At 52.2% G+C, this 13,274-nt stretch carries 14 protein-coding genes; 11 read left to right on the top strand and 3 right to left on the bottom strand.

What is annotated here, in order from left to right; translation table 11 throughout:
- Window positions 1–52 precede the first annotated feature (52 nt).
- Window positions 53–610: a hypothetical protein gene (locus tag ACT53D_RS13890; protein WP_476156745.1), complete on the bottom strand. Its 558-nt coding sequence runs from the start codon at window positions 608–610 to the stop codon at window positions 53–55.
- Window positions 611–890: 280 nt separating this feature from the next.
- Between ACT53D_RS13890 and lepA the strand changes: the two genes are divergently transcribed.
- From lepA to recO, 6 genes are read left to right on the top strand one after another with little or no spacing between them, the layout of a single operon-like run.
- Window positions 891–2,690, top strand: a complete 1,800-nt coding sequence (gene lepA / locus ACT53D_RS13895) for a translation elongation factor 4 (RefSeq protein WP_194749477.1) — start codon at window positions 891–893, stop codon at window positions 2,688–2,690.
- 49 nt (window positions 2,691–2,739) lie between these two features.
- Window positions 2,740–3,555 carry a signal peptidase I gene (gene lepB, locus ACT53D_RS13900; protein ID WP_194749478.1) on the top strand — a complete coding sequence of 272 codons (816 nt, stop codon included), beginning with the start codon at window positions 2,740–2,742 and terminating at the stop codon, window positions 3,553–3,555.
- A 47-nt stretch (window positions 3,556–3,602) separates the two neighbouring features.
- Window positions 3,603–3,956 carry a DUF4845 domain-containing protein gene (locus ACT53D_RS13905; protein ID WP_476156747.1) on the top strand — a complete coding sequence of 118 codons (354 nt, stop codon included), beginning with the start codon at window positions 3,603–3,605 and terminating at the stop codon, window positions 3,954–3,956.
- Between the two features lie 22 nt (window positions 3,957–3,978).
- Entirely contained in the window at window positions 3,979–4,650 is a 672-nt protein-coding gene (rnc, locus tag ACT53D_RS13910) for a ribonuclease III (RefSeq protein ID WP_194749480.1), read from the top strand.
- The gene (gene era, locus ACT53D_RS13915) at window positions 4,647–5,549 is read left to right on the top strand and encodes a GTPase Era (RefSeq protein ID WP_476156749.1); all 903 of its coding nucleotides are present in this window, start codon (window positions 4,647–4,649) and stop codon (window positions 5,547–5,549) included. The genes rnc and era overlap by 4 nt, the downstream gene beginning before the upstream one ends.
- A gap of 30 nt (window positions 5,550–5,579) precedes the next feature.
- A complete protein-coding gene (gene recO, locus ACT53D_RS13920; RefSeq protein WP_194749482.1) occupies window positions 5,580–6,332 on the top strand; it encodes a DNA repair protein RecO in 753 nt (250 codons plus the stop codon).
- Window positions 6,333–6,491: 159 nt separating this feature from the next.
- Here the strand turns inward: recO and ACT53D_RS13925 are convergent, their stop codons facing one another.
- Both ACT53D_RS13925 and ACT53D_RS13930 read right to left on the bottom strand, forming a co-directional pair.
- Complete coding sequence (locus ACT53D_RS13925; protein WP_313987229.1) at window positions 6,492–6,980, bottom strand: PEP-CTERM sorting domain-containing protein; 489 nt, start codon at window positions 6,978–6,980, stop codon at window positions 6,492–6,494.
- A gap of 81 nt (window positions 6,981–7,061) precedes the next feature.
- The gene (locus ACT53D_RS13930) at window positions 7,062–8,711 is read right to left on the bottom strand and encodes a hypothetical protein (RefSeq protein ID WP_476156751.1); all 1,650 of its coding nucleotides are present in this window, start codon (window positions 8,709–8,711) and stop codon (window positions 7,062–7,064) included.
- Between the two features lie 271 nt (window positions 8,712–8,982).
- Between ACT53D_RS13930 and pdxJ the strand changes: the two genes are divergently transcribed.
- The 5 genes from pdxJ to fba all read left to right on the top strand — a co-directional run bounded on the left by pdxJ (window position 8,983) and on the right by fba (window position 13,203).
- A complete protein-coding gene (gene pdxJ / locus ACT53D_RS13935) occupies window positions 8,983–9,711 on the top strand; it encodes a pyridoxine 5'-phosphate synthase (protein ID WP_476156753.1) in 729 nt (242 codons plus the stop codon).
- Window positions 9,712–9,741: 30 nt separating this feature from the next.
- Window positions 9,742–10,122: a holo-ACP synthase gene (gene acpS, locus ACT53D_RS13940; RefSeq protein ID WP_275356767.1), complete on the top strand. Its 381-nt coding sequence runs from the start codon at window positions 9,742–9,744 to the stop codon at window positions 10,120–10,122.
- A 5-nt stretch (window positions 10,123–10,127) separates the two neighbouring features.
- A complete protein-coding gene (locus ACT53D_RS13945; RefSeq protein WP_476156755.1) occupies window positions 10,128–10,940 on the top strand; it encodes a tRNA threonylcarbamoyladenosine dehydratase in 813 nt (270 codons plus the stop codon).
- A gap of 218 nt (window positions 10,941–11,158) precedes the next feature.
- The gene (locus ACT53D_RS13950) at window positions 11,159–12,154 is read left to right on the top strand and encodes a class 1 fructose-bisphosphatase (RefSeq protein ID WP_476156757.1); all 996 of its coding nucleotides are present in this window, start codon (window positions 11,159–11,161) and stop codon (window positions 12,152–12,154) included.
- 14 nt (window positions 12,155–12,168) lie between these two features.
- Entirely contained in the window at window positions 12,169–13,203 is a 1,035-nt protein-coding gene (fba, locus tag ACT53D_RS13955; RefSeq protein WP_194749496.1) for a class II fructose-bisphosphate aldolase, read from the top strand.
- Window positions 13,204–13,274 lie beyond the last annotated feature (71 nt).

The raw sequence follows: 13,274 nt of genomic DNA on the forward strand, positions 1-13,274 counted from the left end.
GTGAACAAAAAAGACAGGGCGACCTGTCTTTTTTGTTTTTGAGGTGGGGGATTTAGTAGGCGAGCATGGAAATAGTGTCACTGCTGAGTTTTAATTGATTCAACGCTTCAATCACACTGCGAATATTTTCATGGATGGCACCCTCGTTAGCAATTTTGATGCGAATAAAGCCAATCGCTGAGTCGCTAAACGTCGCAGTGTAGGGCGTAGAAATGATTTTTGAGTAAAGGACTTTTTGGGTTGCGCGTTCTGTGAGGGTGTACTCCACGGCAGCTGTCACTGTCATGTCCAGCCCGGCAACCGGTTGATCCAGGCTTAATAGTTTGGCGTCCAATGTGTATTTGCTGCTTTGTCCGGCATTGCTCAACAACATTGCATTACGCAAAGACTCCTCAAGAGCCTGCTTGAATCCATCATTGCCGACCTTGGAAACCCACAGGGGATTGGTCGATTTTCCGCCAGAGACTGCTTGAATGGTGACGTTTTCTTTAAGTTGCGCATTAGGCAAAGAGCTGTGAGTGGCCGGTTTGACTGTCATTTTGTCAATGGCGGCGGGTGAGGCACAACCAGCCAACAGTGCTGAAGTGAGTACAAGCACGACTTTGTACATAAGATTTACTCCCTGAAATATGTTTTTAGTGAATGCAGCGTCCCCATAAGCGTGGACGTTTGCAAACTTTAATGCAGAACGGTCAGGCGAGCATGCTGTTCGCATTTAAAAAGGGATTAATCGGGAAATTTTCCTGGGTTTGGCTGTGCGCTTTATAGGGCCGCCCGCACTTGCCGCAAACAAAATAAATCACTGATATTCATGCATTTGCTGTAAAATACGCACGATTTGAAAGGCGCTTCAAGCGCCTTTCTTGCTTGTAAATAACGCATAACAGAACATGAAAAATATTCGTAATTTTTCGATCATTGCCCACATTGACCACGGCAAGTCCACCTTGGCTGACCGCATTATCCAGTTGTGCGGTGGCCTGGAAGCACGCGAGATGGAAGCGCAAGTGCTCGATAGCATGGATATCGAGCGTGAACGCGGCATTACGATCAAGGCACAAACAGCGGCGTTGCAATACAAAGCCAATAATGGCGAAACCTATTTCCTCAACCTGATTGATACCCCTGGGCACGTTGACTTTAGCTATGAAGTCAGCCGCTCCTTATCGGCCTGTGAAGGTGCATTGCTGGTGGTGGATGCTTCGCAAGGCGTGGAAGCGCAAAGTGTGGCTAACTGCTATACCGCGATTGATCTCGGCGTGGAAGTGACGCCCGTCCTGAACAAGATCGACTTGCCATCGGCAGACCCTGCGCGCGTGTCACAGGAAATTGAAGATGTGATTGGGGTGGATGCCACTGATGCGGTGCGTTGCTCAGCCAAAACCGGCGAGGGTGTGCGCGATGTGCTGGAAGAAGTGGTCGCCAAAGTGCCACCCCCTAGAGGCGATGTTTCTGCACCCTTGAAAGCGCTGGTGATCGACGCCTGGTTTGATAACTATGTGGGCGTGGTCATGCTGGTGCGCGTGGTGGATGGTGTGTTGCGTGCCAAGGAAAAAATCCGCCTGATGGCCACCGGTGCCGAATACCTGTGTGAGCAGGTGGGGGTGTTTACGCCCAAGTCTCTGCAGCGCCAGCAACTGAGTGCGGGTGAGGTCGGCTTTATCATTGCCGGTATTAAAGAGCTGGCGGCGGCCAAGGTCGGCGATACGGTGACGCTTGCCGGGGCCGGGAAATCTGCCACTGAGCCACTGCCAGGCTTTAAAGAAGTCAAGCCGCAAGTGTTTGCAGGGCTGTATCCGGTCGAATCCAACCAGTTTGAATCGTTGCGTACTGCGCTGGAAAAATTGAGCCTGAATGACTCCAGCTTGCAGTTCGAGCCAGAAAATTCCACAGCACTGGGGTTTGGTTTCCGCTGCGGATTCCTCGGTTTGTTGCATATGGAAATCGTACAAGAGCGCCTGGAGCGTGAGTACGATATGGATCTGATTACGACCGCGCCCACCGTGATTTATGAGCTATTGCTCAAAAGTGGCGAAGTCATACAAATCGAAAACCCGTCACGTCTGCCTGAGCCTTCACGCATTGAAGAAATTCGTGAGCCCATGATTGTAGTCAATCTGCTCATGCCGCAAGACTATGTCGGGCCGGTGATGACCTTGTGTAATAACAAGCGCGGTGTCCAGCGTAATATGCAGTATATGGGCCGCCAGGTGATGTTGAGTTATGAAATGCCGCTGAATGAGGTGGTGCTCGACTTCTTTGATAAACTGAAGTCGGTTTCGCGTGGCTATGCCTCGATGGATTACGAGTTTCTCGAGTTCCGTGCGGCCGATCTGGTCAAGCTGGATATCATGGTGAACGGTGAGCGTGTGGATGCATTGAGCCTGATTGTGCACCGCGCCAACAGCATTTATCGTGGTCGCGAACTGGTTTCTAAAATGCGCGAGCTGATTCCACGGCAAATGTTTGATATTGCCATCCAGGCCTCTATCGGCGCCAATATTATTGCGCGTGAAACTGTGAAGGCGATGCGTAAAAACGTGCTGGCTAAATGTTACGGCGGCGATATTACGCGTAAGCGCAAGTTGCTGGAAAAACAAAAAGAAGGTAAAAAGCGTATGAAGCAGGTGGGCAATGTGGAAATTCCACAAGAAGCCTTCCTGGCGATCTTGCGTGTAGAAGATAAATAATCACGATTCATCATCACCGCGCGTGATGGTGCTTACTCAGGAAACAAGCATGTATTTTGCAATTTTTATGTTGGTGATTTTGCTGGTGTCAGGGGTGATCTGGCTGCTGGATATCCTGGTGCTGCGCAAGCAGCGCCAAGCCGGTGCGCTCGGAGAGGTGCCTGATCCATGGTATGTGGAATACAGTAAAAGCTTTTTCCCGGTCATTCTGCTGGTATTTACCGTCCGCTCATTTATCGTCGAGCCATTCAAGATTCCTTCCGGCTCGATGATGCCGACGCTGTTGGCGGGTGACTATATTCTGGTCAATAAATTCACCTATGGCCTGCGTGTACCCATCCTCAATAATGTGTTTTACCCCATGGGTAAGCCGCAGCGTGGTGACGTATTTGTGTTTCATTATCCGCCAGACCCATCAATCGACTATATCAAGCGTGTGGTTGGTCTGCCCGGCGACAAGATTCAGTACCGTGACAAACAGCTGACTATTAACGGCAAGGTGATTAGCCTGGATTTTATCGCGCCTTACCAATATGCCTTGAGCGTTAACGACGAAAGCGGCAACGCCCGTGCGGTGGATGTCACCGCCTCACGCCTGAGCGAGCAACTGGGCGACGTCAAGCATGATGTACTGATTCATGACATCATGAACCAATATGGCCCAGGTAGTCTGGGTGACCGCTTCATGCAGGGCGAAACCATTACCGTGCCTGAAGGCGAATACTTTGCCATGGGCGATAACCGTGACAATAGTTCTGACAGCCGTGTCTGGGGCTTTGTCGCCGAAAAACATCTGGTGGGTAAAGCCTTCTTTATCTGGTTCAATTTTGACCAGTGGCGCCGTATCGGGCAACGTATCGGCTAATGCTGCGGTCAGCCGTGGCGAGACGTCTCTTTTTGAGGAAAGCATCTATGAAATACTCAAAGATTTCTGATCAACACGGGATCGGCTTTATCGGTTTTTTACTGGTACTGACGGCATTTGGCATTTTGGGCCTAGTCGCCTTGAAAGCCTTGCCTGCCTATATGGAGTATTTCTCGATTCAATCCACGATTAACCGGATTGCGCATGACCCGCTGTTGCAAAGCGAGCAGGACATGCGTACGGCGTTTGATCGTCAGATGCAGGTCGATAGTATTAAAGACGTTTCCAGCCGTGAGCTCGAAATCAGTGCAGGGGCGGTGGCCATGCGCTACCAGAAAAAGATCCCGCTCACTGAGACCATGTCTCTGTTGATTGATTTTGATGCTGCCAGCAAATCCTAGTGGCAAAAGGGATCGTCATTCAATGAGCGTACTGCCTGTCTTACAAACCAGAATTGGTTACCAATTTTTGCAACCTGACTTGCTGCAGCAGGCGCTCACGCACCGCAGCTTTTCGGCCACCAATAATGAGCGGCTGGAGTTTTTAGGCGATAGCGTTTTAAACTTTATCATTGCCCACCAGCTGTTCAATTTGTTTCCCGATATCCCCGAAGGCGATTTAAGCCGATTGCGGGCCAAGCTGGTCAAAGAATCCAGTCTGGCCGAGATTGCCATCAGCCTGCATTTGGGCGATGCGCTCAAGTTGGGCGAGGGCGAGTTAAAAAGTGCGGGTTGGCGTCGCCCGTCTATTCTGGCCGATGCGCTGGAGGCGATTGTCGGTGCTGTCTATCTGGATGGCGGCTTTGACGCTGCGCAGCAAGTAGTGGCCTTGTTATATCGCGACAAGCTGCAGACCATAGATCCAACATCGATCGACAAGGATGCCAAATCGCAGTTGCAGGAATACCTGCAAAGCAAAAAAATGGATTTGCCTGAATATCAGGTGGTCTCTATCGAAGGCGAAGCACATGCACAAACGTTTACCGTGCAATGTGAAATTAAAAAACTCAAGTTGACGACCACAGGCGTGGGCACCAGCCGCCGCGTGGCTGAGCAACAAGCGGCCAAATTGGCCATGGACAAGATACAATCATGACAGAACAGACAACAGCCTCAGACCATTTCCGTTGTGGCACCATTGCCATCGTGGGCAGACCCAATGTGGGCAAATCGACCTTGCTCAACCATATTCTGGGCATGAAGCTGGCGATTACTTCGCGCAAGGCGCAGACCACCCGTCACCGTCTGCTCGGGATTCATACCACTGAAGACACGCAGTTTCTGTTTGTCGATACCCCGGGTTTTCAGCAAAAGCATATTAACGCGCTCAATAAGTCGCTTAATAAGACCGTCACCCAGGTATTGACCGAAGTCGATGTGGTACTGTTTGTGATCGAGCCGATGAAACTGGGCGAGGCCGATGAGTTGGTGCTTAAACTGCTGCCTAAGAACAAACCGGTATTGCTAGTGGTGAATAAAGCCGACCTCATGGGCGACAAAGGCAACTTGCTGCCCCTGATTCAGGACTTTGACTTGCTGTTTGACTTTGCGGACATTATCCCGGTTAGTGCTAAAAAGAATCTTTATCTGGATGAGCTGTTAGCCGCGATTCGCGAGCATCTGCCCGAGCAAGCTGCCATGTATGCCGAAGATGAACTGACGGATAAAAACGAGCGCTTTCTGGCCGCCGAACTGGTCCGCGAAAAGGTGTTCCGCCTGTTGGGTGATGAAGTGCCTTACTCGGTGACGGTAGAAATTGAAAAGTTTGAAACGGTGAAAAACCTGCGCCGCATTTTTGCGGCGATCATTGTCGATAAAGAAAGCCAGAAGCCCATGATCATTGGCAAGGGTGGCGAAAAATTAAAACAGATTTCAACCGAAGCGCGCCAGGACATGGAAAAGCTGTTTGGCTCCAAAGTCTATCTTGAAACCTGGGTCAAGGTAAAAGGTGGTTGGGCAGACGATGCGCGCGCGCTAAAAAGCCTGGGTTTCTAGCCTGGCAGGTTCTTATCTACTGGCATCCACATGGCAGTAAAACCTTCTGATTCAGGCAGCCACAAACAAAGCCTGCAACCGGTTTTCATTCTTCATACCTATCCCTTTAAAGAAACCAGCCTGGTCGTCGAAATGTTCAGTCGCGACCTGGGCCGCATTGCCGCCGTGGCTAAAGGCGCGCGCCGCCCGCTTTCAGCCATGCGTGGCATGCTGCAATCTTTTCAGCAACTGGCTGGCACCTGGTCGGGTAAAAATGAACTCAAAACCCTGCATGACCTGGAGTGGATGACCGGCCTCACCTTGCTCAGGGGCGATGCGCTGATGTGCGGCTTTTACATGAACGAGCTGTTGCTGCGGCTGCTGCCGCGCGACGATGCCCATGTGCAGCTATTTGAATATTACGCACAAACCGTACAGACACTGTCGGCCCTGCCGATGCCGGTAGATGGCACGCAACTGGCCATGGTCATGCGCAAGTTTGAACTCAAAATGTTGCAAGAACTCGGCTACGCCGTTCCGCTCACCCATGATGAACATGGTGAAATCATCCATGCCGATAGCACCTACCGTTTTGAGGCAGATTATGGCGCCTGTGATCCGTCTGCCACTAAAAACGGCCTGCTGATTCTGGGCAATACGCTGCTACAAATGGCGCGTGGCGACTACAGCGATAGCACCACTCAAGCGCAAAGCAAGCAGTTGATGCGTTATTTATTACAGCATTATCTGGGTGAAAAGCCCTTGCATACCCGGCAATTGCTGGTGGATTTACAAGGGTTCTGAGTCCGTCATTGGCGCGATCTCGCGTTCGACTGGGAATGATCTCGGGGGGGCAAGGTGAGTGACAGATCAGCACTCACCTTGGCTTGGTGTCCAGTCATAAGCTGACCGGCAGCGCTAGATTCGGCCTTGCTTAATACGTCTCACAAAGCCGGCCTGAATTTAGGCGGCTTTCTGTTGGCGACGTGCCAGCAAGCCAAACACAGCCAAGCCAGCCAGGAGCATGGCGTTGGTTTCTGGCTCAGGAACGGCAGTTGCTTGCTGAACAAAACTGAAATAGCCCGAATTGCTGACCGTGGATAGTCCCTGTGCGGTGAACTCAGAGAAATAGCTATTATCAGGATACAACGTCAGGATAAACGTCGACGCGCCGTTATTGGCTGCAAACGTAAACCCCTGTTTGTCTATGCTAATGCTGGAATCGCTAGAGCGATAGCTGACGTTGTCCAAGGGGTCATTCAGGACAAAGTCCAGCACGCTGAAATTATAGTTTAATGAAAATGGCGCGCTGGTGGTCATGCTGCCAGAGAAGGTTGGGTCGCCATTCACATCATCGACCGCCACAATGTTGTAACGATAATCGGCCAGTGCTACACCGCTACCAGCAAAGGTGAGCGCCAGAAACACTACTAAATATTTAATCAATTGCATCACAAATCCTAAAAAAGTTAAATCAATCAAACGCCCGTCATGTGTCGATGAAGAGGTGCGTCTTGCGCCTCCTCTTTCATCTTAACGAACGGAAACGAACACCGGGTTGGAGTAAAACCAGAGGCTGCTGTAGTTGCGGTCGTTAATCGCGTTGACACGACCATTGTTATCCACGCCGCCCTGATTGTTCAGTACCCAGGTTTTCTGGTCTGCCAGCGGTTCGCCGTTGTAGCTGAATCCAGGCGCATCCACCGCCAGATTGGTGCCGCGCAATCTGAAGTACTGGTTTTTGTTGGCGACCAGCTGCACAGTCACCGAGGCAAACCCATCTTTGCCTACTTTCCAGTCAGCTGCGGTGAATCGCTTCAGCACGCGTGTAGACGGGTTGGTGGCAACGTTGTAAGCCGCAGAGTCCGGGCTGGCTTTGGGCGTGACATCACCGACAATTAAGTCCACATGGTTGACCACAGGCTTCATGTTGGCGAGGGTGTTACCATCAACCGGCTTCAGGTAATTGTTAAGATCCGGGCTCTTGAAGCGGATGGTCAATTTGATTTTTTCACCCGCACCAACCTTGATTTCCTGGCCCATAAATGCGGTGCCAGACGAACCGACGACGCGGAAGTCCAGGGCATTGATCAAGTCACCAAACACGCCAAACATGCGGCCTTCACGCAGACTGGCGATCAAGCCGGTGGCTGTGCCTTTGCCGCTTTCTGGCATCCACACGTAGTTCTTGGCATATTCGCCTGGATAGTAGCCGCTGCTATTGCTGGCCGCATCAATCTTGAAGTGTGAATCGGAGTCTGCGATGTTCCAAACGTGGCGACCTTCGCCTAACAGCGCATCCCATACGCCGCCCACTTTGGCAACAACGGCGTCCACGCCGCCATAGGTGCGGTTAGGCAGGTTCGCGTCAATATAGGCAGAGGTATAGCCGCCACGGTCAGGCTCCATCTGGTTACCGACCATGCCTTCAATCATAAACACGATATCCGGGGCCAAGTCATTCATTTGACGAAAGTCCTTGATCGTATACTTGTTTGGATTGCGAGACGGGTGGTTGATGGTAGCAAAGCTGGTGGTCGGATAATGGTTTTTTAACCAGGCGATCGCGGACAAGGCGTCGGCGCCGGTTTGGTTCGGGCGAATCGAACCATTCCTGTTTTTCCAGGCCGCGACATCCTGCGGGTTAAACAACGATTCAGACAGGGTGGTAAACAGGTACTGGAATTCTTTGGCGCCATCGGTAGACGTCTCCAGCGTCGATTCATTCTGGAACATGACTACATTGGCATGGTCATGGGTAGGCATATCCCATTCTGCCGCCGAAAGTATCATCTTGTCTGCGTAAGTGCCGCCTGCCTGCATGTCTTTCACGTGCGGAATCTCAATCGACTCCATCGCATAGGCAAATGGCACGGGTTTGGCCAGCAAATTGCCGTTCTGATCATATTTGGAAGAGCGCAAATGATTGCTCAGAATCATCCAGTCCAGTTTGTAAGTGCCGAGCGCCTTGTCCAGCAAAAAGTCCAGGGTCTGCGTCGTGCGAGAGTCATCAGACTCCACGGTATGGGTATGCAGGTCACCTGCCATCCAGGAACCTTTACCTTCGGTAGGGGCGGGCATAGGCTTGACTTCCAGGCCAGAGACTAACGACACGGCACCGAATGACAGGCCCGCGACAGCGGCCACCATGGCCGTTGATTTAAATACTTTTGATTTATTCACAATTATCCCGCTTGATTAACATCCCCTGGCAGGGGCATGGTAGTGTTGAAAGTGTTTACTACGCGGGCATGATGGCGGACGCGGGTTAATCTTTGATGACGGCCGAGATATATTCGCGTGACAGCGGCCTAGGCATGCACTGTGGTCCCATTTGCTGGTGATCTACACAGACTGCTCCGCAGATTGATGGTTGATGGCAACGCTTAATGGTATGGTTTTACACTGTCAGCAGGTAAAATAGGGCTTTGTCCGTTCTCTTACTCAGTCAACTATGTTAAAACTAGGCGTCAATATCGATCACGTGGCCACCATCCGTCAGGCGCGTGGTACCAAATACCCCAGCGTGGTGCAAGCTGCATTGCGTGCCGAACAATCCGGCGCTGACAGCATCACGCTACATTTGCGCGAGGATAGGCGCCACATGCAGGATGCGGATATTTTTGCCTTGCGGCCGTTACTGCAAACCAAAATGAATCTGGAATGTGCGGTGACCAGCGAGATGATTGATATCGCCATTCAGGTTAAACCACAGGATGTCTGCCTGGTGCCAGAGCGGCGGGAAGAACGCACGACGGAGGGCGGGCTGGATGTATTGACTCACTATGCCAAAGTCGAACACGCCGTTAAAAAACTGTCTGAGCAAGGTATCCGTGTCTCCTTGTTTATTGCACCAGATCTGGCGCAAATTGATGCGGCCGCCAAGATGGGCGCACCTGTGATTGAGCTGCATACCGGCACCTTTGCCGATGCGGAAACTGAAAAAGAGCAACTGGCCGAACTGGATAAAATTACCACTGCCCTCAATCATGCCAAAGCCGCCGGTTTGGTGGTGAATGCCGGGCATGGCCTGCATTATCACAATGTGCATCATATTGCGCGTTTGCCAGGCTTTGAAGAGCTGAATATCGGCCACGCGATTGTGGCGCATGCCTTGTTTGTGGGCTGGGACCATGCCGTGCGCGAAATGAAAGCACTGATGAAAGAATTTTCCAGCAGATAAACACGCATCCATGGCAGAGAAGGAGTGGCGATGATTTATGGCATAGGCGCGGATATTGTTGAGGTTGAGCGCATTCAGGCGTCACTGGAGCAGTTTGGCGAGGCCTTTGCCAAGCGCATTCTGGCCGATGCCGAATGGGCTGACTACCAGGCTAGCCAGCTCAAAGCCCGCTTTCTGGCCAAACGGTTTGCGGCGAAAGAAGCCTTTGCCAAAGCCATCGGTACCGGCATTCGCGGTGAAGTCAGCTTCCATAACATCGCGGTGACGCATGATGCCTTGGGGCGTCCCTTGCTGCAATTATCTACCGCTTTGCAGGCTTTTCTCAAACAGCATCATATCCACCAGTCGCATATCAGCATCAGTGATGAGAAAAATCTTGCCCTGGCGTATGTGGTGCTGGAAACGAGCTAGGGGTAATGGATTTGGACTTGTCTGTCGATGTCGACATGGAACGTCGCTTTTCCGGCGTGCGCCGCTTGTATGGTGAGCCGGGCCTGGCGCGTTTGCAGCAAGCGCATGTTATGGTGATCGGCATCGGTGGCGTCGGCTCCTGGGCCGCTGAGGCACTGGCGCGCAATGCGGTGGGCAAGCTCACGCTGGTAGACCTGGATAATATTGCCGAATCGAATATGAATCGCCAGATTCATGCGCTGTCAGGCAATCTGGGCAAGGCCAAGGTCACTGCCATGCAGGAGCGGATTGCCGAAATTAACCCGTTATGTGTGGTGAACGAGATTGAGGATTTTGTGACGCCGGACAATCTCGCGCAAATGCTGGCCGGGCAACCAGACCTGATTGTGGACTGCATGGATGACACCAAAGCCAAAATTGCGCTGGCGGCTTACTGCAAACAGCACAGCTTACCGCTGGTGATGGTGGGCAGCGCCGGGGGCAAGCTTGATGCGACGCGGTTGCGCCTGGCGGACCTCGCGCATGTGCAGGGCGACCGCATGCTGTCAAAAGTGCGCAATCAATTGCGCCGTGACCATGGCTTTCCCAAAGCCTCGGATCACAAAAAATCAAGCAAGTTTGGCCTCATGGCCGTGTATTCAGACGAGCCCGTGGAACGCCCGCAGGAGGCTTGCGAGACGCCTCAAGCGGGCCTGACTGGCCTGCATTGTGCGGGCTATGGTTCCAGTATCTGCGTGACGGCGAGTGCGGGCTTTATTGCCGCGCAGCAGGCAATTCAACAGCTACTTTCTGCAGTAGCTTCCACTCTGCCAACTTAACTATTCCCCGCTGCGACAGCATGGCTGTCATCAATTGGGTTGAACATTGTCAGTGTGAGGGCGTCTACCAGATAGCAGGCATAAACATTGCATGCAATTCTTTATAGCCTGTGCGGGATAACTGCACTGGATTTCAGTGCGTCATCGCTCTTTTAATGACGGCTATCAATGTTACAGTGTGACATGGCCTAACAATATTCAACCTGAAGGTGATTGCCATGCAATTAGAGGTGTTCTTAGAAAAAGTCTCTGTAAATCACAGTCTGAATGTGCTGGTCTCTCATTTGGCCCAGGCGGGCATTGAGATTGCGGCGCTGATCCGCCAAGGGGCGCTGCAGGGCGTGACCGAAAAAATGACCAGCACCAATGTGCAGGGCGAAACACAGATGAAGCTGGATATCCGCAGCCATGAACTGGCGGTGGCGCAACTGCGCGCTTCTGCGGTGGTCGCTGGCGTGCTGTCAGAAGAAGAAGATCATCCGGTGCTGTTTGAGACGCTGGATGCACCATTTTTGGTCAGTATGGATCCGCTGGATGGCTCTTCTAACCTGGCGATTAACGGCGTGGTCGGCAGTATTTTTTCGGTGCTGCCGAATATTGGTGTCTCTACCCTCGGTGAGCAGGCTTTTTTACAACCTGGCCAGGACCAGCGTGCCGCAGCCTATCTCATGTATGGGCCGGCCACGTTGATGGTGCTGACGCTGGGGCAAGGCACCCATGTATTTACGCTGGATCATGACAGCAATACCTTTATGTTGACCCAGCAAACGGTACAAATCGCCGAGGAGACCTCGGAATTTGCTATCAATGCCAGTAACCAGCGCTACTGGGCGCCTGCCATGCAGCGTTATATCAACGAATGCCTGCAAGGCGCCGATGGTCCGCGCGGTCGCGACTTCAATATGCGCTGGTGCGCCAGCATGGTCATGGATGTGCACCGGATTTTAACCCGGGGTGGCGTGTTTCTTTATCCGCACGACCGTAAGCAACCTGTCAGGGCCGGGCGGTTAAGATTACTTTATGAAGCAAACCCGATGAGCTTGCTGGTAAGCCAGGCCGGGGGCGAGAGCATAGACGGCAAGCAGCCGATTCTGGCTATCCAGCCGGACAGTTGTCATCAACGCGTGCCGGTACTGTTAGGCGCCAAACAGGAAATACAGCGCTTGCGCGAGTATCATTGGCAAGACAGTGATCATCCGCAAGCCACTGATTAAAAGGAGTGTGACATATGGCATTAATTTCGCTCAGACAATTATTGGACCACGCGGCCGAACACAGTTATGGACTGCCCGCCTTCAATATCAACAATATGGAACAGATTCTCTCCATCATGAAGGCGGCGGATGAGGTGGATAGCCCGGTGATTTTGCAGGCTTCTGCTGGAGCGCGCGGTTATGCGGGCGAGTCTTTTCTGCGCAAAATGGTGGAAGCAGCGATTGAGCAATATCCCCATATTCCAGTGTGTATGCACCAGGATCACGGGGCCTCGCCCAAGGTCTGCCAGATGGCGATCCGTAGTGGTTTTTCCAGCGTGATGATGGATGGTTCACTCAAAGAGGACGGCAAAACGCCAGCCAGTTATGAATACAATGTCGAGATGACCCGCCGAGTGGTTGAGTTTGCGCATGCGGTGGGTGTCTCGGTGGAAGGCGAGCTCGGGGTGTTGGGTTCGCTTGAAACCGGCATGGCAGGCGAGGAAGATGGCGTCGGCGCTGAAGGCAAGCTGGACGAGTCACAGCTGCTGACGGACCCTGACGAAGCGGCTGCCTTTGTCGCGGCCACCAAGGTCGATGCGCTGGCCATTGCCATTGGGACCAGCCATGGCGCCTATAAATTTACACGGCCGCCTTCAGCCGAAACCTTGTCGATTAAACGCATTCGCGAGATTCACGCCAAAATCCCCAATACGCATCTGGTGATGCATGGTTCCTCCAGCGTGCCACAGTCTTTATTGGAGCAGATCCGGCAATATGGTGGCAATATCAAGGAAACCTATGGCGTGCCGGTGTCTCAAATTGTCGAGGGCATTAAAAACGGGGTGCGCAAGGTCAATATTGATACCGATATCCGTCTGGCAATGACTGCGGCGATCCGCGCACATATGGCCGAACATCCTGAAGAGTTCGATCCGCGCAAATACTTCAAGGAAGCCATTACCGCGGCGCAGCATTTGTGCAAAGAGCGGTTTGAGGCCTTTGGCAGTGCCGGTCAGGCCAGCAAAATCAAGGTGATTTCACTGGAGAAAATGGCGGCTATTTATTAACCGCCGGTGACACCGGGTTAAACGCATCATCAACGCAAGCAACAAGGTCAGTAAAAAGACAAGTAAGAACA

Source organism: Methylophilus sp. DMC16, from assembly GCF_056314045.1.